Raw genomic sequence first — 23,832 nt, 5'->3', positions numbered from 1 at the left:
GCATCACCCCGCCTCGACAGTTTGCACACCACAACCACATCAAAACGGAGACAAACATGCTGTTGAAGAAGATCGCATCCGCCCTGATGTTCGGCGCCTTGCTGGTGACGACCGCACACGCGCAAGTCAAGATCGGCGTCGTGTCGTCGGCCACTGGCCCAACCGCGCTGGTCGGCATTCCCCAGAAGAACACTGTGCCCCTGTTACCGACCAGGATCGGCGACATGAGCGTCGAATACATTGCGCTCGATGATGGCAGTGACCCGACCGCCTCAGTCACCGCGGTGAAGAAGCTCATTTCCGAACAGAACGTCGATGCGATCATCGGACCCTCGGGCTCGCCCAATGCGATCGCGGTGCTCGACTTCATCGCCTCGGCTGGCGTGCCACTGCTGGCGCCTGTGGGCACCAATGCGGTGGTGCTGCCGATGGACGAGAAGAAGAAGTGGGTGTTCAAGACGCCGCAGAACGACGACTTGATTGCCCGCGCGCTGATCGGGCAGATGCGCAAGGCCGGCATCAAGACGGTGGGCTTCATCGGCACGGGCGACCCCTACGGCGAGACCTGGTACAAGGTTTTCTCGCCGATGGCAGAGCAGGCCGGCATCAAAATCGTTGCCAACGAACGCTTTCTGCGCTCGGACAACTCGGTGACCGGCCAGGCGCTGAAGATCTATTCAGCGCGCCCGGACGCCGTACTCGTCGCTGCACCAGGCGGCGCGTCGGTGCTGCCGCAGATCACACTCGTCGATCAGGGCTACAAGGGTCAGTTTTACCAGACCCATGGTGCCGCGCTACCCGACTTCCTGAAACTGGGTGGCAAGAAAGTCGAGGGCACCATCCTCGCCGCCAGCCTGATGCTGGTACTGCCCGAGATCGACGACAGCAATCCGTCGAAGAAGCTCGCCGGCGAGTACATCGCCGCCTACGAGAAGCTGCACGGCACCAAGCCGGCCACCTTCGGTGCCAACATCTACGACGCCGGACTTCTACTCAAGCAAGCGGTGCCGCTGGCCGCAGCGAAGGGCAAGCCGGGCACGCCGGAGTTCCGCACCGCGCTGCGCGACGCGCTCGAGCAGACCAAGGAGCTGGTGGGCACGCAGGGCGTGTTCAACATGACGCCGGCCGACCACAGCGGCTTTGACGAACGTGGCCGCGAGCTGATCACGGTGAAGAACGGCGGCTGGACACTCGTGCGCTGACGCGCCGACCCCCGCCGAAGTGATCCTGGCCACCCGGGGCTGCAGCGTGCGGCCCGGGGTGGCCACCGCACGATTTCCATCCACGCCCTTACCTTCGTCGGTACGGCACGCATGCCCTGCGTCCGCCACCTTGCCCGGAGCGTCGTTCCATGTCCGCAACTCCTCCGCCCTCCCCGACCTATGCCCTCGTCTGCCGCGCGTACGGCAACCCGCCGCAGATCGCTGTCGAACCATGGGCGCGGCCGAACACCCCAGCGGCGGGTGAGGTCGTGATCGACGTGAACTGCGCAGCGCTGAATTTCACCGATCACCTGATGATGCAGGGACGCTATCAGGATCGACCGTCCCTGCCTTTCGTCCCCGGTCTCGATGCGGCCGGCACGGTGCACGCAGTGGGTGCGGGCGTCACACACCTGAAGCCGGGCGATGTCGTCGTCTCAAGCGGCGTGGTCGGCGCCTATGCGTCGCAGCTGGTCGCCCCAGCCCGCCGCGTAATCCTGCTGCCGCCGGGTCTATCGCCGCAGGACGCGGTCGCCTCCATCAACTCACACCTGACCGCCTACCACGGCCTGGTCGACCGCGCCGCGCTGAAGGCCGGCGAGCGCGTGTTGGTACTCGGCGCCAGCGGCGCGGTGGGCCGGGCAGCAATGCAACTCGCAGCTCATCTTGGCGCCCAGCTATACAGCGTCGAGCGCGCAGCCGAAGGCCGACTGTCGCTGCGCGACCACACGCACGACCGCACCGTCACGGTCGAATCCGCCGCGCTACGCCAGGGCCTCAAGGAGTTGCTCGGCCCGCGCGGCGCCGACATCGTTGTCGACCCGGTCGGCGACCTCTACACCGAGCCGGCGGTGCGCGCGCTGGCGTGGCGCGGGCGCCTGCTGGTGATCGGCTTCGCCGCCGGCGCCATCCCGTCGGTGCCGATGAACCTGCTGCTGCTGAAGGGCGCCTCGCTGGTCGGCGTGTATTGCGGCGGCCTGCTGGCTAACGAGGAAGCGCAATTCACCACTCAGCTGGCGCGCGTGTTCGACCTGCTGGCTGAGGGCGTCCTGACGCCGAACGCCTGGGAGGCAACGCCGGCGCGCGCTTTCGCCGATGCCTGGCAACGCTTTTCGGCCCCGCGTGGCGCCAAAGTGCTGCTCGATTTCGGCCGTTGAACGCGTCTGCAACCCACCCACCTAGCTCCATCCCATCGCGACTTCACGTCAGACAGGACAGATGCCATGACGACTCTCGCCGCATCCCACACCGCCTTCGAAGCTGGACGTCCGAGCGCGCCGTTCCGCGACGTCCGCTTCGGCCCGGTCGATATCGAAGTCACGGAGCGCGCCGACGGCGCCGTGCTGATCCGCAACCTGCAGCCCCTGGCGCCAATGGCCGTGCGCCAGCTGGGCGACTATCTGCGCCTGCATGCCGCCGAGCGGCCCGACACTGTCTTCCTCGCCGAACCCGACGGCACCGGCAACTGGCGCCAGATCACCTACCGCGAGGCGCTGGCGGCGACGAACGCGGTGTCGCAATGGTTACTCGACCGCGACATCCCCACCGACCGCCCAATCTTCGTGCTGAGCGAGAACAGCATCCACCACGCGCTGCTGCAACTGGGCGCGATGCAGATCGGCATCCCGGTGCTCGCGGTGTCGCCTGCCTACAGCCTGGTGTCGCAGAGCGGCAGCAAGATCGCCGACCTCAGCCGCCGCTTTGCGCCGGCGCTCGTCTATGCAGGGAGTGCGAAGCGCTACGCGAAAGCGCTCGCAAGTGTGAAGTCGTTGTCGGGCGCCCGCGTGCTGAGCGACGAGGCCGCGCCGGACGCCGGCATCCCGGTAGACGACCTTTTCGCGGACATCCTGCGTACCACACCGAGCGCCGCGGTCGACGAAGCTGTGGCGAAGATCGGCCTCGACAGCATCGGCCGCCTGTTGCTCACGTCCGGCTCCACCGGGGCACCCAAGGCCGTGACCGTCACCCAGCGCAACATGATCGCCTCCGGCACGCTGTGGGACCAATGCTGGCCCTTCCTCGGCAAGCGCCCGCTGGTGCTGGTCGACTGGCTGCCGTGGAACCACACCGCCGGCGCCAACGGCTCGTTCAACATGGTGCTGCGGCACGGCGGCACGCTGTACATCGACGACGGCAAACCGGTACCCGAACTGGTCGACCGCACGATCGCCAACCTGTGCCGCTTCCAGCCCAGCATCATGGTCAATGTGCCACGCGGCCTGGAGATGCTGGTCGCGCGCATGGAAGAGGATCCGAGCATCGCCGACGCGATCTTTCCCAACCTCGACGTCATCGTCTATGGCGGCGCCTCGCTGCCGCCCAACACCTGGCTCAAGCTCGAGGAATTCAGCGCCCGCGCCACCGGCCGCCGCATCCCGGTGCTGTCCTCGCTCGGCTCCACCGAAACCACCACCCCGGCGACGCTGACCTGGTGGCCACCACAGGTCATCGGCACCATCGGCCTGCCCGCGCCCGGCGTCGAAGCCAAGTTGGTGCCGGTCGGCAACCGCATGGAAATCCGCTTCCGCGGCCAGAACATCACCACCGGCTACTTCGGCGACGACCAAGCCAACCGCGACGCCTTCGACGAGGAGGGTTACCTGAAGACTGGCGATGCCGTCACCTTCATCACCCCCGACGAGCCGCGTCACGGCCTGCAGTACGCCGGGCGCATCGCCGAGAACTTCAAGCTGACGACCGGCACCTGGGTGTCGGTGGCCCATGTGCGCGGCCATGTGCTCGCCCACACCCACCCGTGGCTCACCGACCTTGTGTGCACAGGCCACGACGCCGATGAACTCGGCGCACTGCTGTTCCCCAATGTCGACCAGCTACGCAAGCGCCTGCCCGGTCTGGAAGGACTCACCGCCACCGAACTCGCCACGCATCCACTGGTCAAGCAGACCCTTGCCGACGCGCTGCGCTCGCACAACGACGCCTACCGCGCCAGCAGCACACGCATCGCGCGCGCCCTGATCCTTGACCGCCCGCCCTGCATCGACGCGGGAGAGATCACCGACAAGGGACACATCAACCAACGCGGCGTACTCATCAACCGTGCTGATTCGGTGCGCCGCTTGTACGCCGCGACGGTGAACGACTGCCCGCCCGACTGCCTTTTGTTCGAGTGACTATTTAGCTCGATAGGCGTTGACCTTTAATGCCGAAGACGCGGCTTCGGCAACTGCCAGTAAATAGCCAGCGGCGCATATTTCTCCGATATCAACCCCAACACGAGGGAGCAACATGAACACCCAGCGCACCTACGCCGAGTGGCGTGATTTCGTCAAAGGCTGCTTAGATTTCCGCCCGGCGGATGGGGTTTATCGCATCGCACGCGACATGTTCACCGAGCCCGAACTGTTCGACCTCGAGATGGAGATGATCTTCGAGAAGAACTGGATCTACGCTTGCCATGAGAGCGAAATCCCCAATCCGAACGATTTCGTGACGATGCGCGCTGGCCGACAGCCGATGATCATCACCCGTGACGCCGGTGGCAAGCTCAATGCGCTGGTCAACGCGTGTCAGCACCGCGGCGCGACGCTGACGCGCGTCTGCAAGGGCAAGGCGACGGCCTTTGCCTGTCCGTTCCATGCGTGGACGTACAAGACCGACGGCCGTCTGGTGAAGGTGAAGGCGCCATCCGAGTACGCCGCCGATTTCGATCTGGATAAGCACAGCCTGAAGAAGGCGCGCATCGAAAGCTACAAGGGCTTCGTCTTCATCAGCCTGGATGTGGACGGAACCGATAGTCTCGAAGACTTCCTGGGGGACGCGAAGGTCTTCTTCGACATGATGGTCGCGCAGTCGCCCACGGGCGAACTCGAAGTGCTGCCCGGCCGTTCGCAATACACCTTCGACGGCAACTGGAAGCTGCAGTGCGAGAACGGCCTGGACGGCTATCACGTCAGCACCGTGCACTTCAACTACGTAGCCACGGTCAAGCACCGGCACGAGGTGAATGCGGAGAAGGGCGGGAAGGTCGAGGGAACGCTCGACTACAGCAAGCTCGGCGCCGGCGACGCCGAGACGGATGACGGTTTCTTCTCGTTCCGCAATGGCCACAGCCTGTTGTTCAGCGATATGCCGAATCCGAGTGTGCGTCCCGGCTACGCGACGATCATGCCGCGACTGGTCGAGGAGTACGGCCAGGCCAAGGCGGAGTGGATGATGCATCGCCTGCGCAACCTCAACATCTACCCGAGCCTGTTCTTCATGGACCAGATCAGCTCGCAACTGCGCGTGATCCGGCCGGTCGCCTGGAACAAGACCGAGATCCACAGCTACTGCATCGGCGTCAAGGGTGAGTCGGACAAGGATCGCGAAAGCCGCATCCGCCAGTTCGAGGACTTCTTCAACGTGTCGGGCATGGGGACGCCGGACGATCTGGTGGAATTCCGGGAGGCGCAGCGGGGGTTCGAAGCCCGACTCGAGCGCTGGAGCGACATTTCTCGCGGTCACGACAAGTGGATCGAAGGAGAGTCCGCCAACAGCAAGGCGGTCGGAATACGGCCGGTGTTGACCGGCACCGAATTCACCCAGGAAGGCTTGTATGTGAACCAGCATGGCGCCTGGCAGAAGTTCCTGCTGAAGGGCATCAACAACAAACTGCAGATGGCGAACAAGGAGTAAGCAGATGAACCCCAACCTTCAACATGCCGTCGAGCAGTTCCTCTATCGCAACGCAGAGCTGTGCGACAACCAGGCCTGGGACGAATACCTCGAGATGTTCGACGAGGAGAGCGAGTTTCACGTGCCGCAATGGGAGTCGGAGCACACGTACACCGCCGATCCCAAGCGCAGCATGTCGCTGATCTACTACGCGAACCGCTCGGGGCTCGAGGATCGTGTTTACCGCATCCGCACCGGGAAGTCCGCGGCCTCCACACCGATGCCGCGCACCTTGCACCAGATCAGCAACGTGCGTATCGCCGAGTTGCCAGGAGGCTCGAATGGTGAGCTCGAGGTCAAGGTCAACTGGGCGACGCATCATTATCGCTTCGCCGTGGCAGGACTATTTTTCGGCTACGCGACCTACCACCTCAAGCCCGTAGGTGAGAGCTGGAAGATCGCGCGCAAGCACGTCGTGCTGCTCAACGACACGATCAACGCGGTACTCGACTTTTACCACCTCTGACCGTAGGCACGCTCCATGCGGTGTCGGCCACCGCTGCCAAGTAGCGCCTCAAGGCGACCTCCAGCGCCGCCGGCAACCAAGCGCCGTCGCCTCGTCCCGAAGGTCAAACACGCAGTCGGGCCATTGCTCTGCCCGGAGCGTGCTTGCAAACACCTGCAAGCGAGCAACGATCGACGCAGCCGCAGGATCATCCTGCATGAGCTTCGGCGCAGCACCCGGTGCCACACGTTGCACCAAGGCCTTGACTCGGCCAAGCGTGCCGGTGTCCGACAGCAGCGCTTCGTGAAGATCACGTTGCGCCATCTCCTGGACGAAGCAGGCGACCACCAGGGCCTCGCCCTCCCCTTCAGCCAGGACGAACTCCAGCCAGTCAAGCACCGCCGCACCGACACCGATTCGGCGCAACTCGGCATAACCTTGCGGCCATTCGGCCTGCGGGTGACTGCGCAGCCACTGTGTCAGGCCCAGCGGGGTCAGACCAGTGTAGTGCGGCTCCGCACACCAGTAACGCGGATCGTCCCGGGGTGGCTGCCAGGCATCCTGGTTGGAGCCTCGGCGCAGGAAAGCCGGGATGTCATAGGTCCCAGCCTTGTTGGGCGAATCGCCGCGATCCGCACGTCGACGCGAACGAAGCACCACGGGCGCAGCGAAGGTGTTATCGAAGTCAAAACACGCACCGCTTACCGCAACTGGTGAGCCAATGTGCTCCGACGCCTCCTTCAAGGTGAGCGGCGCCATGTTGGGCTCGATGCAGAAATCGAGACTGCCGAGCCCGCCAAAGCCGGCGGGCAGCATCGCGGGTACCTTCACGAGGTCGGGCATGTCCGCTGGCTTGTCGGCTTCGGCACGCGCCTCGACGAGCAGGAAGTTGGTGAGCGGTGTAATCAGTTGCTGGCCGACTGCAAGTTCGAGTGCCTGAGGCGACGCCATCCCCTCGGTTTCAAGCAGGTCCTCGACCTGCGCCGCCACCGCCATACGGTTGAGCACAACGTCGTTCCGAGAAACCGTCAAGGCGGTCTCACCCAGCCGCTCGCTCGCTGGACTGTGCGCCCGCCTGCCCACCAGTCTCACCGTGCCCTCCGGTGCTTGCGCGAAGCGTGCCCACACCGTCACCGCGTCGCCGTCGAACACCGAGCCGGGTAGCGCGCTCATCCACACAGGCTTCGCACCGGCCGGCCACGCAAGCTCCAGCGACGCCATGCGCTGCGAGCGCAGGCGCGCAAACATGCGCAGGACAGCCGGTTCCACGGCCTCTCCCGGTGCGACGAAATCGCACGCCCCGCCGGTCTCCTCGGCCAGGCGGCGCAGCACGCCCTCGGCCGGTGCGCTGCCGATACCGACCACGAAGACCCGGTGGCCCAGCGCGCGCGCCTTCTCCACCGTGCGCTCGATGGCGTGGATCTGGCCATCGGTGATGAGCAGCAGATCGACCGGCGCAGCCCCCTCCTCAGCACCAAGGTTTGCCGCTACCTCGCCCGCGAGGGCCAGCGTGGAATCCAGCGCCTTTTCCATCTCGGTGCCGCCCAGGTCGGCTTGCAACTGTGCCGCCCACCGCTGCCCGGCCAACCGGGTGGCGGGGCTCGTGCGCCACAGGGCGCGCGAGCGGTGCTCGACGGTATCGCCGAAGCGTGACAGCGAGAACCGCTCACCCTCGCGCAGACCGGCGACGATGGCCTGCAGCGCGCGACGCGCGCCGGCAATGCTGTCGCCCTGCATCGAGCCGGAGCAATCCACGAGGATCTTCACCGCGAGCGGATGAGCCGACGCCGGCACGCGCGGGCTGAAGCTCGCCAGCACGCTGACCCCACCCGGGTGCTGCGTGTCCTGCGCGCACAGGGCGAGCGAATCCTGTGCAACCTCATCCAGTACGAGGATGAAGTCGCGATCGAGACAGCCACCGCGCGCAAGCGACACCACCATTGCCGTCGCGCCGCCCTCGCCTTCGAGGCGCATCGACAGCGGATGGCTCGGCGAGCCGATGCGGGCGCGTGCGAGGGCGCCCTCGACGCGCAGGGTGAGTTCGAACGGATACACAACCATCAGGTCATGCTCGACCACCTGGTGCGGCCTCAAGCCGGCATCGCCCACCGGATCGCCATAACGCGGGGCGATCACCGTGGGCACCACCAGGCGCAGGCCATGCTGCTCGAACTGGAGTACCTGGGCATAACGAACCCGCACCACGCAGGTCTCTCCGGGTGCGAGGTTGCCGAGGTTCAGCGTGTAGCTGGAATCAGAATTCTGCTCGAGCAGGATGGCAGTGTTGCCTTCGGCGAGCGCGTCCTCATAGCCCTGCTCGGCCTGCTTCTTCTCGACCACCGCGCCGGACAGGTGGCGATCGCCGATCTGGACCTCGACCCCGAGCAGCACGGCCGCCCAAGGCAGTGGGAAGGTGTAGACGAGCTCGACATGGCGGTCGAAGGGGTTCGCAAAGCGCTGCTCGAGGCTCGCATCGAAAAGCGTGCCGCGCAAGCTTCCTTCAAAGCGCACGCCCTTGAGCGTCAGTGCCTCACCCGCACGCGTCTCGAGCCGTGCCGATTGCTGCTTCATCATGATTCTCTCGCCTGTCGTTCGTTCTTGTTCGTGTTCGCCGGATCCTCCTGCGAGGCACCGTGTTCTTCGCCCTGCGCCGCCTTGAAGGCCGTCATCACGCCCTGGATGAACTGCCGCACCGCCTCGGGACTGAGCCCCGCCCGCTGCGGATCGATCACCACCTCGATGCCGTCCGCTACGGTCAGATGGCTGCACACCGACACGCTGCCGATGGCGCGTTCGCGAGGGGGTACCGGCGGCGGCGCACCGTGGAGCAACTCGCGGATGCGCTCAAGGGAGACGCCGGCAGCGGTCCATTTGCGGATCTGCAGCAGTTGCTCGAGATGCCGCGCGCCGTAGCGGGCCGCCCGGGTCTCGCCCTCGGGGCGGTCGACCAGGCCGATCTGCACGTAGTAACGCACCGTGCGGGGCGGCAGGTCCGCGAGCACGGCCAGCTCGGCCAACGGATAGCTTGGAGAAGCGTCGGTGTTCATGGCGCCTATTGAGCCACTTTTATTTGAACAGCACAACTGTCCTTTAAAATCAGCAGAGGGCTGATAGCATCCGGCCGTCTCCTGACCTAACCTGGCCGTTGCACGATGTCCCCACACCCCCGCCCGACACCGCCCGCCGACAGCCGGGGAACGCGCGCCGCGCTGATCTTCGCGCTCACTGCCGAGCGCCTGTCGATCCACTACGAGCATGGCCAGTGGCTCACCGAGGCCCAGGGCGCGAGTTTCATCGCCGACTGGCTCGGGCGCAGCGAGCGCGCACTACCACTGGCGGAGCGTCGCCAGCTCTCCGCGCTCAGCGACGGCCTGGCGCGCCAGATCGCCGGCTCGCTGTCACGGGAAGCCGGCCTCTACACCACGCACGAGATGATGGAAGCGCTCGATCCGAACTACGACTCGGAGCTGGCGCGCTCGATGATGGACGAATGCGCGCGCCTGCTGGACGCCGAGTGATGCGGGACGCTCACTGACCCTCGACGGGACAAGCCGATCAGTCGCTGACCTTGCCGCGCGCGGCCTTGATCGACGCCCGCCGCGCTTTTCCCTCCAGCCTGCGGGTGACCGACGCGCGGCTTGGCCGGGTCGCGCGACGCGCTTTCGGGGGCGCCGCGACACCCTCGATCAGCTCTTCCAGCCGGCGCAGCGCCTCGGCGCGGTTCTTCTCCAGGCTGCGAAACTTCTGCGCCTTGATGATCACCACGCCGTCCGTGCTGATCCGATGGTCGTGCAGGGCCAGCAGTCGCGCGCGGATGTCCTCGGGCAGGCTCGATGCCACGATGTCGAATCGCAGATGCACCGCGTTCGACACCTTGTTGACGTTCTGACCGCCCGCACCCTGGGCCCGGATCGCGGTGATCTCGATTTCGTCAGGAGAAAGGGTGAAGCGGGTGGTCATCGCTCGGGCAGGATTAGGTCATACGAAATGCAGGCACTGTAGGTCCGGAACATCATGATTCCGAACTGCGACAGGCACAATGAATGAAAGTACCTTTACCGCCACCCACAGCGCGCTGCGTCACATTCGTCATCGGTGACGCCATGCCCCTACCCCTCCTCACCCCCGCGCTGCACCAGGCCGCCGCCACCTGGATCGAATCGCTGGAACGGCATGCACGTCGAAGGCCTCACGCAGGTGCGGGACCGGATCGTAGAGGGCGTAACGACCGCACATGCGCCCGCCCTCCCCGGCTGCCTCAGTGCAGCGTGCCGCCCGCCCCGACGTCGCCTTCCTTCACCGGCAGCAGATCCGTGAACCGCCCCTGCACCTCGGTGTAATGCCGGAACTCGGGCACCCAGATCGTGCGCTTCTTCTTGCTGATGCCTTTCGGCTTGATCGACACCTGGGCCACCTTCGCCCGCAGGGCAATGACTTCGTCAGGGGTGGAAACAGGGGCGTTCGCCATGGCGGCATGATACCGAAGCATGCGGCCAAATGCCGCTAAAAGACGTTCATCTACCGCTATGCGGCCCGATTCGGTGCCGTTCTGACCGGGCGCCGCCAGTCGATGCCTTCGAGCAGCATCGACAGCTGCGCTGGTGTCAGCGCCACGCTCCCGTGCGTGACCTGCGGCCAGACGGACTTGCCGTGCTCGAGCCGCTTGGCGAACAGGCACAAGCCGTCGCCGTCCCACCACAGCACCTTGATCCGGTCTCCACGTCGGCCCCGGAACACGAAGATCTGGCCGCTGAAGGGATCGGTCTGGAGTTGGGTCTGAACGAGGGCCGCCAGCCCGTCGAAGCCGCGCCGCATGTCGGTGATGCCGGCCGCGATCCAGATCCGCGTCCCAGAAGGCGGGGCGATCATCGCAACAGCACCGCCAGCACCTGCGCGAGCACCTGGGCGTCGGGACGTCCCTCGACGGTCAGCCGCGCGCCCTTGCGCTCGATCGTCAGCCGACCGAACGCGACCGCCGGGGGATCGAGCCTCTCCGTTGCCTCCAAACCATCGGTGTCGGTGAGAACGATCGGCACGAACGCAGCCGTACCCAAACGACCTTCGTGGTAGGCCTTGCGCCACGTGAAAATCTGGTTGGCGTTGATGTCGTGCTGGCGCGCGAGCCGCGACACAGAGGCGCCCGGCTGCAGCGACTGCTCGACGACGGTACGCTTGAACTCGATCGTGTGGCGGCGGTACGGCCCGCGCGGGCCGCGCTGCGGGCGTTGATCCAAATTTGTGTCCATGAATGCAATCGTGGGCACAACGTTGGGTGCCCCCTCAGAGGGGGTGATCGTCAGCGACGGCTACGCCGAAGGAAAGACGGCATTGGGCGGACGCTTACGGTGCCAGCCTCAGCGCACGCTTAGCGTACTTTGCGATCCGTCTTCTGAGCATCCCGTCCCCCGCAAGCGGTGGAAGGCGTTAGCAAAGAAAACAATAACTTGTAAAACGTTTTCTTGAGAGACGCCCGCCATCCTCAACTGCTTCACCTACCTGGGCATGCCGCAATCGGCCCGGGCCGAGCACATTGCGCCTGCTGCATGAAATGGCCCGCGATCACTTGAATGCTGTCGACCACAGGCTATGCTGAACGAATGCTTTGTCATGAAGGGGCCCTTGTCTAGCCCGAGATTGTGTAAATGTACGCAGCCGCCGACCAGGGCTTCTGGGGCTTGGAGCTGCCGTTTGTGGTTCGCGGCAAGGAGATTTCACCGCTGACGCTGGCCGCAATGCCCCCCGGCTGCTACGACGGCCCGCAACCGGGATCACGGCCGCTGACGCTGTCGGCCCCGCTGGCGCGCGGGTTCGACGTCCGGCTGCTGCAACTCGGGCTGTCTGACCGCGGCGTGGATATTCAGGTCGACGGCATATTCGGGCAGACGACCTTGAATCTGGTGAAGACTTGGCGGGCGCAGAACGGGCGGCCGGCCAACGGTATTGCCGATCTGGCGCTGATTGGCGAGTTGACAGCCTGATCAACGCTTTCTGCCCGCGAAATACCAGCAGCAGTTGCAAGAGTGACCAACGCTCCGAGGACGGTGCATGACAGACGCGACAAGCGCAATCAAGAAGGTCATGGCGCCTGGTGCAGATCAGGAGCACGGCGCAGCACTCTTTGATCTCAATGCAGAATCCGTGGCGACGCGCTGCGCTCCCGCGGGGAGACAGCGGGTTTCCCCGATGCCCTGCCCGCGGGCGATGCGCCGGCTGGAGCGGCGCCACTTCACAACACGGTGGTTCGCCGTGGTCTCGCAAAGCGCGCCTGCCGCGGCGGACGCACCGCCCCGCAGTTCGCGATTCCGTCGTCGGACCCGCAGCGGCGCGAGTTCGTCCGCTACGGCCAGCAAGAGCGCCTGGTTTCGTGGCGGCACCTGCCCCGTCCGCCGGCCCGGCGATGGCGGGACTTTAACGGAAGAACTCTTGAAATCGCCCGGGTTGCGCGCGCATGGGGTTGGCGAGACGCGCGGCCCGGCGCATCGACCGTGGAGAGGCGGGTGATGGCCCAAGTTCAAAGATTCCTCGTCAAGATGCCGGTCGTGGCGCCGAACACGTCCCTGTCCCTTGCCGGGCAGGCTGCGGTGCTGCGTGCCCGCCCCCTTTTCGGCAGTATCACCGAGCCCCGCACAGCCAGCGTCGCGGCGCCGTCGATCTGGCACATTGTCGAGGCGCCGGTGGCGCTGGACATGGGCAATGCGTGGGACGTCTGTCACTCGATGGTCACCCAGGGCCTCGGTTTGGCCGGCGGGGTCCGGCCGGAGTTCGCCGAGCCGGATTTACAGCAGGCATGGATAACCGCCCCACCGAACGACCGCGAACAGGCGCTCGTCGCCTCGTGCGCGGCGGACGACCAGAAGACCGGCCCCGATGGCTTTCCCGGGGCGCTGGACAACTTCTGGTACCAGGACGACGCCCACGGTCAGTTCGCCCGTGCGCTGGCCGATCTGCCGTTGCCTGCCGACGACGGCAAGCTGGTGCGGGTGGCCCACCTCGATACCGGCTACGACCCTGATCACCATAGCCTGCCCCGGCGCCTCGAGCGGACCCTGCAGCGCAACTTCGTCGACGATGACCGCCCGAACGATGCCGCCGACGACTCCTCCGGCTTCTTCAATAACCTTGGCCACGGCACCGGCACCCTGAGCATCCTCGCCGGCGCGCCAGCAGCGGGCCTACCACGGCTCGGCGCCGCACCCTTCGTGAAGGTGGTGCCTATCCGTGTCGCCAACCGGGTCGAGCTCTTCTACAACAGCGCCATCGCCCAGGCCTTCGACTATGTACACGGCCTGACCGCGGGAAAGGGGCCAGAGAGCGCCGTGGCGGTGATTTCGATGAGCATGGGTGGCCTCGCTAGCCGGGCCTGGGCGGACGCGGTAAACGCGCTTTACGAGGCGGGGGTCGTCGTCGTCACCGCGGCTGGCAACAACTTCGGCAATCTGCCCACCCGCCATCTTGTCTATCCGGCGCGCTTCAACCGCGTCATTGCTGCCTGCGGCGTGATGGCTGACCACTCGCCTTACGCCGATCTGCCACTGAGAAAGATGGCCGGGAACTACGGCCCCGACAGCAAGATGCGCACAGCCCTCGCTGCCAGCACGCCGAACGTGCCGTGGGCCAAGTTCGGCTGCTCCGACGTGGTCGATTTCGATGGTGCGGGTACGTCCGCAGCAACGCCCCAGATCGCCGCCGCTGCAGCCATGTGGCTGCAGAAAAACAAGGCCGCCTGCGATGCCTACTCCCAGCCCTGGATGTGCGTCGAGGCGGCGCGTCGGGCCCTATTTTCCAGCGCTGCCCGCGGCGACGGCCACAAACTGGGCAACGGCGAATTGCGCGTCGCCGCTGCTATGGCGGTGGCCCCGGCGGAAGAGACACAACTCGCCAAGGAAGCCCCCGATTCGGCCTGCTTCGGATTCCTCAAGGTGCTTACCGGCCTCGGCGTTGACGCTGGCACCGCGCAGCAGGCGATGCTCGAACTGGAGGCGCTGCAGCTTTCCCAATCCGCGGCGATCGAGGCAATTCTGCCCGATGCCGGCGTCGATCCGGCCTCCCTCGATGCCAGCACGCGGAGCGCGCTGGCGAAGGCACTTGCCGAACATCCCCGGGCCTCGCAAGCACTGCGCCGCGCCCTGCGGGCCGTTGACGCGCCCCCGATTGGGCCGGCCGCCACTTCGCCTAGCGTCGAGGCCCTGCAGTTGAGGCACGCCGTCGCACCGCGCCCGCCCGAACCCACTGCGCGCCGCTTGCGAATCTATGCTTACGACCCGTCGCTCGGCCGGGAACTGGAGACAATCGGACTCAACGAGACCATTTCCACTATCCGCTGGGAGCACAACCTGGCGCCGGGGCCGGTCGGCGAATACGTCGAAGTGGTGGACGTGGACCCGGCGAGCGGCTGCTGCTATGCGCCGGTGGACCTCAACGACCCGCGCCTCCTGGCGTCCGACGGCCTGCGCCCCGCCGAGGCCAACCCCCAGTTCCACCAGCAAATGGCCTACGCGGTGGCCATGAAGACCATCGAACACTTCGAGCGGGCGCTGGGCCGCACCGCCCTGTGGTCTCCGCGCGTCGTGCAGGTGCCGCTGCAGGCGCGCGCCGGCGATCCACCAACGAGCGGTGCGCAGAATCGCCCGCAGACCCGGCCCGGGCAACGCTTCGTGCAGCGGCTGCGCATCTATCCTCACGCGCTGCGCGAGCAAAACGCCTACTACAGCCCGGATCGCAAGGCCTTGTTGCTCGGCTATTTCTCGTGCCGTTTCGACGTCGCCGGCGCGCCGAGCCAGACGGTATTCACCGCGCTTTCCCATGACATCGTCGCCCACGAGACGACCCACGCGCTCCTCGACGGTCTCCACCCGCGCTTCCGCGAGCCGACGAACCCCGACGTTCTTGCCTTTCACGAAGCCTTCGCCGACATTGTCGCGCTGTTCCAGCACTTCACCCTGCACGAATCCTTGCGCGACCAGCTGCGCAAGGTGCGCGGCGACCTGTCCGGGCAGAACAGCCTGCTCGCTCAGTTGGCCGTCGAATTCGGCAGGGCGCGGGGGCTGCACGGCGGGCTGCGCAATGCCATCGGACAGTTCACCGACGACGGGGCCGGTGGCAAGACCTGGACGCCGGCGCGGCCAACGATCGGCGACTACCAGGCATCGAACGAGCCCCACGCCCGCGGCGCGGTGCTCGTCGCTGCGGTCTTCGACGCCTTTTCGCAGGTCTACGCGCGCCGTGCGCTGCGGCCGATCAGTCTGGCCACCGGCGGCTCCGAAGTGCTGCCCCCAGGTGTCCTGTCCAGCGAACTCACCGACGCCCTCACCGACGTGGCCGCCAAGGTCGCCGGCCACGTGCTGACGATCTGTATCCGCGCGCTCGACTACTGCCCGCCGGTGGACATCACCTTCGGCGACTTCCTGCGCGCCCTCGTCACCGCCGACCACGACCTCGTGCCGTCGGACCCGTGGGGCTACCGCGTGGCCTTCGTGTCGGCGTTTGCCCAGCGCGGCATCTTCCCCGAAGCGGTGCGCAGCCTGTCCGTCGAAACCGTGCTGTGGGAGCCACCACCCCTTGCCTTCAGCCGGCTCGGTGGCCTGCTGCACAGGTTGCGCCTGAAGTGGGACCGCAGCACCCATCGGCGCCGCGCGTGGCTCAGTTCGTTGGTCAATGCGCGGCAGGTTCACCGCTGGCTGCAGGACAGTGTCAGCGACGAGGAGTTCGAGATGCTCGGCCTGCAGCGCCGGGCCGCCAAAGGTTACCGGCTGCGTAACGCGGCCGGCGAAAGCATTGAATGCGACCTGCACGCCATCGAGGTCCATTCCGTGCGGCCACTGCAGCGGGTCGGTCCGGATGGGCGCCTGCTGTCGCAACTGGTCGTTGAACTGACCCAGTCCCTGACTGCCTGCGACGGCAGCCGCATGAAATTCCGCGGCGGCGCGACCCTACTTTTCGACCTCAATACCCAGTCGGCGGTCTATATGGTCCGCAAGCGCTTCGACCAAGTGGCCCGCGTCACGCGCAGTCAGGCCGCCTGGCAGGCGCAGATGGACGCGGCCGGCAACAACTACACCGGACTGGCGGCGCAGGCGCGCGAGCCCTTCGCCTTCCTTCACCGCCGCTGAGGAAATCGCCATGGTAGGCAACGCAAGCGACAAGGGCACGACGAAGACGCGCTCGAGATCCAGGAAAGGACCCGGCGCAACGGTGGTAACGCCGGTGGCAACGAACGCGCCGCGTCCGGCTGCCACGGTACGTACCTACCGGCACGGCCTGGGCGACTGCCACCTGCTCACGCTCACCAGCGCGACCGGGCGGAAGTTCCGGATGCTCATCGACTGCGGCGTGATCCTCGGCACAACGAACGCCCAAGCGAAGATGAGCGCCGTCATGAGGGACGTGATCCAGGAATCCGGCGGGACCGTGGATGTCCTGGTGGCCACTCACCGACACTGGGATCACGTGTCCGGCTTCGTGCAGGCGGCCGATGATTTTGCCCGGCTGAAGGTCGGCCAGGTCTGGCTGGGATGGACTGAGAACCCCCGCGACCCCGACGCCGCGCCGCTGCGCAAGCAACAGGCGGATGCGCTGGCGATGCTGCAACCGGCGGCGGCGAGGATGCATCTGGCCGCCAGCGCCGAGCCAACGCTGCTGGCGACGGTCCTCGAATTCTTCGGCGCCGCCGGCGCTGCCACCACGGACGGCGCTATGGACGCGCTGCGGGCCAAGGGCGGCGCCACGCTTCGCTATTGCGACCCGAAGGACGAGCCGTTCGAACTGTCCGATTTCGGCGCGCGCATTTACGTGCTGGGCCCGCCCCGCGACGAGGCTTTCCTGAAGAAGATGCTGCCCGCCAAGACGGACCGGGACGAAACCTACCATCTCGCGGCCGAGGCATTCGCCGCCAGCGTCGCCGCTGCCGCCGCGGCGCTCGGCGGCAGCGACGAGGACCAGCCCTTCGGCGGCCCCTATCGGATTCCGGACGTGGTCGCTCGCAGCATGCCCTTTTTCCAAGCCCGCTACTGGGTCGACGAGGGCGCGGGCGAAGCCTGGCGCAGTATCGACCTCGCCTGGATGGATAGCGCGACCCAGCTCGCGCTGATGCTGGACAACCTAGTCAATAACACCAGTCTCGTGCTGGCGGTCGATCTGGGCGCGGCCGGCGTGCTCCTCTTTGCGGCCGACGCCCAGGTCGGGAACTGGGAATCCTGGCGCACCCACGAGTGGACGGTCGGCGGCACGCGGGTCGTGGTCGACGATCTCCTTAAACGCACCGTCCTCTACAAGGTCGGTCATCATGGCAGCTACAACGCAACCCTTCGCAAGGGCGGCCTCGAATCCATGAGTGGGCTGCGGGTCGCCCTGATCCCGGTGGACCACAACATGGCGGTGAAGAAGCGTTGGGGTGACATCCCGCTGAACACCCTGGTCGCCGCCCTCGAACAGACCACCGGCGCAGCCGGATACGTTCTACGCAGCGACGCGCTGCCTTCCGCGCAGGCCAGCGCCCGCGGCGCCCGCTCCACCGACCTCTATTTCGAGGTGACGGTGGACTGAAGGCGCGCCCCTGCGAAAGTCCGAAGCACGGAGTCGCAGCCCGCGGCCATCACCGGCCTGTGGCCCCTTGGACGAAACGGTCGATGGAACGGCAACTCCACTCCGACTACTGCCGGTCACGCCTTGAGGCCGCACGCCGGCAAGTCGGCCTCAGTTGCCGGCCAGCGTGCGCCAGATGAGCGGCGGCAACGCAGCCTACAACTGCCGTAGGGTACTTTGCGCGGTCGAACGGTGGGTCCGCAATCTTGCGAACTCACCATATCGACCCGAAGCAGCCCTTTGCGAACTGAATCCAGACAAATCGGCCGTGCCGGACGAGCTCCGATCCCCTCTTTCCTAGAGCGGTATGGGGAGGAAGGGGCTAAAGGTACGCCGAGGCAGCCACGACTGCTAGATCCCCAGGGTCAAGGTGGCGATAACACATGACGACGGGAAGAAGGTATTCTAACGAGCGACAGTTCAACCGTTGCCGGCTGCCCCTACTACAACGTGCCCAATCTGCATTTTCAGTTCGCAGGAGATCATACCCGGATCGATGTGGACTATGCGCTTCGCACAGGAGGTGGGCTCAATATCTGCCTTCTCCAGTTTTCGGCGACGATTGACCAGGCGTTACATGATGCTTCCCGGCCAATCGCGGTGAGCGTTCTGCGCGACCTGCTCATCGGAGGACCGAACCACCCGCAGCCCGCGTTGCAGCAGTTGATGCCCGGAGGCGGTCCCGTTCTCGTCGTCGCACCGGAATATTCCTTGGGCTCAGGTGACTGGACTGCGGTCGATAAGATTGTACGAGCGACTAATCGTCCGCTCGTATTGATCGCTGGGTTCGGGGCAACCGTGGGCCAGACTGTGCTGGATTGGCAGACAGGTGGAGCAGAAGGAGGCACGCATCGCCATCTGGCTTGGTTGCAGGTTGATCACCCCCTCAGCGTCGCGATGCGGGTCAACGGCGGATGGTGCTGGGTTCACGAGCCCAATGGCATTACCCACTGTATCGCGTACCTCAAGAATGTCCTTCAGCAGGCGTTCGAGGCTGTGGCCATTCCCGACCTGCAGACCGGCGAGACATTCCTACATCTGCGGTTCACCGATCTCGACATCTTGCCGCTGATTTGCGCTGATCTCGTGCAACCGGCCGCGCAGAACTCCGCGTCGCCACAAGCAAGGATACAACGCATGCTGGCGACTCTTCCTGACGACCGGCCGACGCTCGTCGTGGGGTCATTGCTCCAAACCGGTTTCAATCAGAACTGGGCGGTCGCGATCGATTCACTCCTCAACGTCGTGCTTGCCGGGCGATCGGGCGCCGTTGCGCTCTGCAATGTCGCGCATGATGAACCGGTGGCGAATGAGACCCATGACAAGTGGCGCAGTCTGACCGGCGTATTTGCACCTTATGGCACGATGACTCATGGCCAAGCGAGTTTGCCTGCGACTCGCGCACTCAACGCCCAAGGCGTTGTTGGCGCAGTCGTGCGCCAAACGCACCCATCGGCTACTGCGGGTCTTGTCTCTTGGGCGCCGTACAACCCGGTCAATGGTAACTTTGTCTGGCGGGGCAACATGGCGTGCCCGATCCACGACGAGGGAATCGCGGCGCCCGTCGTGATTGCGCCAAGCGCGGCTGCTTGTGAGATTGCACGATTCCTCCGCCGGCATCCGCCCGATCCCGGCTGCGCGCCAAGGCTCGCTAGAGGCATCATCGAAATCGGCGAACAATTGCGGCGCTCCGATCCGCACGGCCCGGCGTCCTTACTCAACTCGACACTGAAAGGAACCCGCGCCGCCGAACCGGTTGACCCCGATGCACTCCATGATGCGGAGGTGGGTAGTGCGCTTAAGACCGGGCTCCATGCACTTGCGACGCTAAAGTCGATTGAGGGGATCAGGTGGCAGACTGTTCCGGGTATGACTGGCCAACTGCGGATCGATACGCAGGACCGTCACATCCTTGTGTGGCGCTCGCCCAGCGAATCACCGCGAGCGCTGAAGCGCCATCTTGCCGAATGGAGACTTAACGGTGGCGTACATCCGTACCTCGTGGTATTCGGATCCACACGCATGGGTGACATTGCCGATGGGGAAATCGAAGAGGATCGGCGGGACGACATCAGCGCTGCACCTGCGGTCGGCACCGACCTCTCCGCCGGCGGATCGCTTGCACCTGTCGCTGGTGATATCACTACTACCAAAGTACTGCGGCGGGTAGCGGGTCTTGGTCTCTCGCATGTCGCGGCAGTCTTCGCCGACTATGATGCCGCCGACGATGATGCGCGCGTGACTGCGCTGCTCGACCGAATCGGCGCGTTCTTTCAGGAGGGGAGTGGATGACGGAAGGAACTGAACCCGCGGACCTCGCGGGCGCCCGTGGGCAGCTTGAAGAACTTTGCGCCAAGGTTGGACTCGTGAGCATTAACGATCTTCCGCAATCGGAAACACCTATCCGGCCGCCCAACGGTTCGACGCTTTGGTCCTCCTCCTATGCGCGCGTTCTTCTCTGGCCGTGCGGGGCAAGCGACCCGGCGTCGGTCGAGCAGGCGGCGGCGGCTGGCCAAGCCTGGTTCGATGAAGTTCTCGTCCAAGGCGAACGCCACACACGGGGCCGTCCGATCGATGGCTATCTCGTGCTCGCGCTTCCGCAAGCCCCCGACGCCGAGGCACGGGAGGAAATTCGCCGTATTGAGCTTTCGGTGCAGGTCTGTCGCAAGCATTTGATCTGGCCATCCTCGGCCGATGATGCCGACGGTGACCCAGTCGGATGGCGACGTGTGGCTGACGTCACGGTCCTGGGGCTGCCCGACGCGGTAGCCGCGCCTGGTCCGGAACTGCAATGGCCTGGCCTCGACATTGAGGCCGAGGCGCTATGGAACGAACTTGTTTCCATCGGTGTCGCTGAAGCGATCCTGCGCCACGAGGAAGCGGCCTGATGAGCGGAATTCGGCTTTCTTCTCTGAGCGTCGCCCATTTTCGGGGGATCAACGATTCGGTCAAGTTCGACTTCAGCGCACCGCTGACGCTGGTGTTCGCGCCAAACGGCACCGGCAAGACCACGATGTGCGAGGCTACCGAATGGCTGCTCACCGGCCAGGTCGAGCGCCTGAAGGAAGGCAAGTCCTTTGACGCAAGGGTGCTCCGCTCCAAATTCACTGAGGAGACCGATTTCCCCGTGACGGCCGCCGACCTCCATATCGACGGCCAACGGCGTTTCGTCGCTCGCTTTGCGGATGGCGCGCAGTCCCCCGCGGTCTTCGGAAACGATGTTGCGAGCGCGACCGATTACCGCCCACATGAGCTGCTGGCGCTTCTTGCGCCTGCCGCTGCGGCAAACGAGGCGCACCATCTGACGGCAATCAATCTGCGCCAACGCTGGCTCAAGGGGACGCGGTTTCTGGGTGCAGAGTCGCTCGCCGCTCTAGTCGATACCGATGACGAGACGATCGAGCGACGAACCCAAGTCTTTGCCGATTTGCTAGGCATTCGCCACCTGCTCGATGCCGAGCGCCAGTGCGAGAAATATGCAACCGAGCTCTCCACCCGGCTTCGTTCACTGACTCAGCTGATCGCGCGGCAATCCGCCGAAGCCGATGCGCTGGAAAAAGCTCTCGCGGGCGAAGAGACGGATGGGCCGGCACGCACGATTTCGGCACGCTCTGAAGCCAGGGCTGCCGTTGCGCTCCTGGCGTCGAATGAGCTGCGCCAATCCCAAGAACAAGCGAATTTCGACGACCTGCTCGAAGCGCTCACTGCCATCCAGCGTCGCCAGAGTCACGCATTGGATGCGCGCACGCGTGCCGCACAGCGCGTTGAAGTGCGGTGGAGCACGCGCTCCAGCTTGGAATACGCTGTGGACGAAGGAGCCGCGCTCGAAGCGAGGTTGACGCAATCGCTTGCCGACATCGAGCAAAAGACCAGCGAAGCTGCAGCGCGCGTTGCCGAGCGCAGCTCGCAGCGCTACGCGGTGAGCAACGCGGCCCGCGCATTTGCTGCAGCCAAGGACCGACTCTCCCATTTGAGCGCCGTGCTTCTCGCTGTGCTACTCGATACCGGTGCCTTGGACGGGCGTCCGCAGTCACTCGCAGCGCTATCGGAACGATATCCTCAGAGCCTGTGGACCGCCAGCGCGCGCGAGCAATACCGCAGCGACTTGGCAGCCCTTGAGGCTGCGCTCGAGCAAGCAGCTGATCAGATCGAGCGCCTGCGCGTGCTCGATGCGGATCTGGCGGCGGCGCGCTCGAGACCGGTATCCGAGGAGGCACTCGCCGTCCTGCGCAGCGACGTCGCAGAGGCTGACGCCCGTGCCCGCACCGCCGTCACCATCCTGGATGGCACGGCGGATCCGGTGGCCCGCCTGCAAGCAGCCGCGCGTGATCTCCTGTTGCACGATCATGGCATCGACGCTGCCAAATGCCCGACCTGTTCGCATGACTGGGGCGACGCCGTGCGTTTGCGTTCCGCCATTGCCGCCACGCTCTCGGCGGCGCCGGAGTTCGTTGAGGCGGCCAGGGCTGCGGCTACCGTCGCCTCCGACGCGGCACGGGCAGCGCGCGGGCGGCTCGATGCAGCGCTTTCCGCGCAAGCCCAAGTCGCTACGCTCGAGAAGGAGCACGCCGGTCTGGTAGCTGCCGACGATGCCCGGCATCGCGCGATAGAGCGGCTTGGTCTCGCAGAGGGCGCCACTCCCGAGACGGTCAAGGCTGCGCGCCTCCATCTGGATGTCGCCGATGCTCTCGCAGAGCTCATCGCCGCGCGTGACAGCCTCTCGCCGACGCTTCCGGGTGACCTCCTCCTCGCACCCGACGCGCAGGTCTCCGACCTGCTCGATCAGCTCGATGCGACCTTCTCTGCGCGTGACCGCGTTATTCAGCTCCAGCTAGCGGATCTGGCGAAAGGAATCGAAACGGCGACTCAGGAGCGCGACCAATTGCGTGCAAGCTACGCCGCCACCCAGCAGGCCCTGCGTGAGTCCCGCGAGGCATTGCAGCGGAAGTCGTCGGAGCTCGCCACTCTGCGCATGGCCTGCGCAGAGGCTGCTCCGGGTGTCGATTGGTCGGATACCACCCTAACCACACTCAAGACGGAGCTCGCCGCGGAAGCCCAGCGGCTATCGCGTGCCGAGGGTCACATCGAAGCCGCGCGGGCAGCATGGGCGGCCGAGTCTCGGCGCGCGAGGCTCAAGGAACTGCGCCAAGCAATCCAGCCCTCGCTCGATCGGAAAAAGCGCATGAGTGACCGGATTGCCGCCGCAAATCGCGCGAGAGCGGTCTTTTACGACGCCTATACCACAATGAGTCGAAAACAGGTCCAGGACCTTAGCCGCGTCGTCAATCCGCTCTTCGCACGCATGCACGCCAACCGCGTATTTGATCGCATCAATCTCGGCGAGGACAGCGACTTCCTTCACTGGCTGGCCGACGCTGGCGGTCAGCAGCTCGACCCCGGGACGGATTTCAGTCAAGGACAGCGGCAGGATTTAGCGCTCGCGCTGTTCCTCGCACGGGCGCGCAGCCTCGGAGGCACATTCTTCCTCGACGAGCCGATCATCCATCTCGACGATCTCAATCGCGTCGGACTACTCGACATCTTGCGCGCGACCGTTCTTGAGAACAGTCGGGCCCTCAATCTCGTCATCACGACTTCGAGCCGTGCGTTGGCTCGCCACCTCATCGAGAAGTTCGCCGGCATCGATTTGGTAGAGACGCCGGCAGGAAAGGTGCATCCGCTTAAGGTTCTGGAGCTTGACGGCAACGGGCGCAGCGGCATTCGGCTGAGCACCATCTATCCGCTACGCTAAACGCTGTGTTTGGCGGTATACGTCTATGAGGCTTCCGGGCGGATTTCAGCGACTGAGGCGGACGTGGAATCGGCAGTCAAATTGGGGGGAGATCTACAGACATTCTTCACTGCCTTAGCTCCATCCAAATTGCTCTGTCGGTTCGAATGGCCGCTTCTGGACGAAGCAGACGGACCGGG

Annotated in this window: 18 protein-coding genes; 12 read left to right on the top strand and 6 right to left on the bottom strand. The window is 65.3% G+C overall.

Going from position 1 to position 23,832, the window contains the following annotated elements:
* Nucleotides 1–56: 56 nt before the first annotated feature.
* From GH664_RS09410 to antB, 5 genes are all read left to right on the top strand, one after another.
* Nucleotides 57–1,202: an ABC transporter substrate-binding protein gene (locus GH664_RS09410; protein WP_153167879.1), complete on the top strand. Its 1,146-nt coding sequence runs from the start codon at nucleotides 57–59 to the stop codon at nucleotides 1,200–1,202.
* 149 nt (nucleotides 1,203–1,351) lie between these two features.
* The gene (locus GH664_RS09405) at nucleotides 1,352–2,359 is read left to right on the top strand and encodes an NADPH:quinone oxidoreductase family protein (RefSeq protein ID WP_153167878.1); all 1,008 of its coding nucleotides are present in this window, start codon (nucleotides 1,352–1,354) and stop codon (nucleotides 2,357–2,359) included.
* A 66-nt stretch (nucleotides 2,360–2,425) separates the two neighbouring features.
* Nucleotides 2,426–4,333, top strand: a complete 1,908-nt coding sequence (locus GH664_RS09400; protein WP_153167877.1) for an AMP-binding protein — start codon at nucleotides 2,426–2,428, stop codon at nucleotides 4,331–4,333.
* A gap of 115 nt (nucleotides 4,334–4,448) precedes the next feature.
* Nucleotides 4,449–5,837: an anthranilate 1,2-dioxygenase large subunit gene (gene antA, locus GH664_RS09395; RefSeq protein WP_153167876.1), complete on the top strand. Its 1,389-nt coding sequence runs from the start codon at nucleotides 4,449–4,451 to the stop codon at nucleotides 5,835–5,837.
* 4 nt (nucleotides 5,838–5,841) lie between these two features.
* Nucleotides 5,842–6,342 (top strand): anthranilate 1,2-dioxygenase small subunit, encoded by a 501-nt coding sequence (gene antB / locus GH664_RS09390; RefSeq protein WP_153167875.1) that lies wholly within the window; start codon nucleotides 5,842–5,844, stop codon nucleotides 6,340–6,342.
* A 48-nt stretch (nucleotides 6,343–6,390) separates the two neighbouring features.
* Here antB and GH664_RS09385 read toward each other — a convergent pair whose 3' ends face one another.
* The gene (locus tag GH664_RS09385; protein WP_194270369.1) at nucleotides 6,391–8,895 is read right to left on the bottom strand and encodes a VIT and VWA domain-containing protein; all 2,505 of its coding nucleotides are present in this window, start codon (nucleotides 8,893–8,895) and stop codon (nucleotides 6,391–6,393) included.
* Nucleotides 8,892–9,368, bottom strand: a complete 477-nt coding sequence (locus GH664_RS09380) for a helix-turn-helix domain-containing protein (RefSeq protein ID WP_153167874.1) — start codon at nucleotides 9,366–9,368, stop codon at nucleotides 8,892–8,894. The genes GH664_RS09385 and GH664_RS09380 overlap by 4 nt, the downstream gene beginning before the upstream one ends.
* Nucleotides 9,369–9,473: 105 nt before the next feature.
* On the opposite strand from GH664_RS09380, the gene GH664_RS09375 reads away from it, so the two are divergent.
* Nucleotides 9,474–9,839: a hypothetical protein gene (locus GH664_RS09375; RefSeq protein WP_153167873.1), complete on the top strand. Its 366-nt coding sequence runs from the start codon at nucleotides 9,474–9,476 to the stop codon at nucleotides 9,837–9,839.
* Nucleotides 9,840–9,876: 37 nt separating this feature from the next.
* Here the strand turns inward: GH664_RS09375 and arfB are convergent, their stop codons facing one another.
* From arfB to GH664_RS09355, 4 genes are all read right to left on the bottom strand, one after another.
* The gene (arfB, locus tag GH664_RS09370; protein WP_153167872.1) at nucleotides 9,877–10,281 is read right to left on the bottom strand and encodes an alternative ribosome rescue aminoacyl-tRNA hydrolase ArfB; all 405 of its coding nucleotides are present in this window, start codon (nucleotides 10,279–10,281) and stop codon (nucleotides 9,877–9,879) included.
* A gap of 298 nt (nucleotides 10,282–10,579) precedes the next feature.
* Nucleotides 10,580–10,789 (bottom strand): hypothetical protein, encoded by a 210-nt coding sequence (locus GH664_RS09365; protein WP_194270376.1) that lies wholly within the window; start codon nucleotides 10,787–10,789, stop codon nucleotides 10,580–10,582.
* 56 nt (nucleotides 10,790–10,845) lie between these two features.
* The gene (tnpB, locus tag GH664_RS09360) at nucleotides 10,846–11,190 is read right to left on the bottom strand and encodes an IS66 family insertion sequence element accessory protein TnpB (protein WP_153167870.1); all 345 of its coding nucleotides are present in this window, start codon (nucleotides 11,188–11,190) and stop codon (nucleotides 10,846–10,848) included.
* Nucleotides 11,187–11,567 carry a transposase gene (locus GH664_RS09355; protein ID WP_153167869.1) on the bottom strand — a complete coding sequence of 127 codons (381 nt, stop codon included), beginning with the start codon at nucleotides 11,565–11,567 and terminating at the stop codon, nucleotides 11,187–11,189. The genes tnpB and GH664_RS09355 overlap by 4 nt, the downstream gene beginning before the upstream one ends.
* 396 nt (nucleotides 11,568–11,963) lie before the next feature.
* On the opposite strand from GH664_RS09355, the gene GH664_RS09350 reads away from it, so the two are divergent.
* The 6 genes from GH664_RS09350 (at nucleotide 11,964) to GH664_RS09325 (ending at nucleotide 23,653) form a co-directional block, all read left to right on the top strand.
* Nucleotides 11,964–12,299, top strand: coding sequence for a peptidoglycan-binding protein (locus GH664_RS09350; RefSeq protein ID WP_153167868.1), 336 nt, complete (start codon nucleotides 11,964–11,966; stop codon nucleotides 12,297–12,299).
* Between the two features lie 522 nt (nucleotides 12,300–12,821).
* Nucleotides 12,822–16,430: a S8 family serine peptidase gene (locus tag GH664_RS09345; RefSeq protein ID WP_153167867.1), complete on the top strand. Its 3,609-nt coding sequence runs from the start codon at nucleotides 12,822–12,824 to the stop codon at nucleotides 16,428–16,430.
* A 10-nt stretch (nucleotides 16,431–16,440) separates the two neighbouring features.
* Nucleotides 16,441–17,862 carry an MBL fold metallo-hydrolase gene (locus GH664_RS09340; RefSeq protein ID WP_153167866.1) on the top strand — a complete coding sequence of 474 codons (1,422 nt, stop codon included), beginning with the start codon at nucleotides 16,441–16,443 and terminating at the stop codon, nucleotides 17,860–17,862.
* Between the two features lie 489 nt (nucleotides 17,863–18,351).
* Nucleotides 18,352–20,193, top strand: a complete 1,842-nt coding sequence (locus GH664_RS09335; RefSeq protein ID WP_153167865.1) for an ABC-three component system protein — start codon at nucleotides 18,352–18,354, stop codon at nucleotides 20,191–20,193.
* Nucleotides 20,190–20,789, top strand: a complete 600-nt coding sequence (locus GH664_RS09330; protein WP_153167864.1) for a hypothetical protein — start codon at nucleotides 20,190–20,192, stop codon at nucleotides 20,787–20,789. The genes GH664_RS09335 and GH664_RS09330 overlap by 4 nt, the downstream gene beginning before the upstream one ends.
* Nucleotides 20,789–23,653 (top strand): AAA family ATPase, encoded by a 2,865-nt coding sequence (locus GH664_RS09325; RefSeq protein WP_153167863.1) that lies wholly within the window; start codon nucleotides 20,789–20,791, stop codon nucleotides 23,651–23,653. The genes GH664_RS09330 and GH664_RS09325 overlap by 1 nt, the downstream gene beginning before the upstream one ends.
* Nucleotides 23,654–23,832: the final 179 nt, after the last annotated feature.

The organism is Thauera sp. 2A1 (assembly GCF_009469595.2).
In the GTDB taxonomy this organism is placed as follows: domain Bacteria; phylum Pseudomonadota; class Gammaproteobacteria; order Burkholderiales; family Rhodocyclaceae; genus Thauera.
This window is presented reverse-complemented; position numbering and strand designations above follow the sequence as displayed.

Bases quoted from the DNA above. Each gene is read 5' to 3' on its own strand.
- GH664_RS09410 (WP_153167879.1), top strand. From the start codon at position 57: ATGCTGTTGAAGAAGATCGCATCCGCCCTGATGTTCGGCGCCTTGCTG.
- GH664_RS09405 (WP_153167878.1), top strand. From the start codon at position 1,352: ATGTCCGCAACTCCTCCGCCCTCCCCGACCTATGCCCTCGTCTGCCGC.
- GH664_RS09400 (WP_153167877.1), top strand. From the start codon at position 2,426: ATGACGACTCTCGCCGCATCCCACACCGCCTTCGAAGCTGGACGTCCG.
- antA (WP_153167876.1), top strand. From the start codon at position 4,449: ATGAACACCCAGCGCACCTACGCCGAGTGGCGTGATTTCGTCAAAGGC.
- antB (WP_153167875.1), top strand. From the start codon at position 5,842: ATGAACCCCAACCTTCAACATGCCGTCGAGCAGTTCCTCTATCGCAAC.
- GH664_RS09385 (WP_194270369.1), bottom strand. From the start codon at position 8,895: ATGATGAAGCAGCAATCGGCACGGCTCGAGACGCGTGCGGGTGAGGCA.
- GH664_RS09380 (WP_153167874.1), bottom strand. From the start codon at position 9,368: ATGAACACCGACGCTTCTCCAAGCTATCCGTTGGCCGAGCTGGCCGTG.
- GH664_RS09375 (WP_153167873.1), top strand. From the start codon at position 9,474: ATGTCCCCACACCCCCGCCCGACACCGCCCGCCGACAGCCGGGGAACG.
- arfB (WP_153167872.1), bottom strand. From the start codon at position 10,281: ATGACCACCCGCTTCACCCTTTCTCCTGACGAAATCGAGATCACCGCG.
- GH664_RS09365 (WP_194270376.1), bottom strand. From the start codon at position 10,789: ATGGCGAACGCCCCTGTTTCCACCCCTGACGAAGTCATTGCCCTGCGG.
- tnpB (WP_153167870.1), bottom strand. From the start codon at position 11,190: ATGATCGCCCCGCCTTCTGGGACGCGGATCTGGATCGCGGCCGGCATC.
- GH664_RS09355 (WP_153167869.1), bottom strand. From the start codon at position 11,567: ATGGACACAAATTTGGATCAACGCCCGCAGCGCGGCCCGCGCGGGCCG.
- GH664_RS09350 (WP_153167868.1), top strand. From the start codon at position 11,964: ATGTACGCAGCCGCCGACCAGGGCTTCTGGGGCTTGGAGCTGCCGTTT.
- GH664_RS09345 (WP_153167867.1), top strand. From the start codon at position 12,822: ATGGCCCAAGTTCAAAGATTCCTCGTCAAGATGCCGGTCGTGGCGCCG.
- GH664_RS09340 (WP_153167866.1), top strand. From the start codon at position 16,441: ATGGTAGGCAACGCAAGCGACAAGGGCACGACGAAGACGCGCTCGAGA.
- GH664_RS09330 (WP_153167864.1), top strand. From the start codon at position 20,190: ATGACGGAAGGAACTGAACCCGCGGACCTCGCGGGCGCCCGTGGGCAG.
- GH664_RS09325 (WP_153167863.1), top strand. From the start codon at position 20,789: ATGAGCGGAATTCGGCTTTCTTCTCTGAGCGTCGCCCATTTTCGGGGG.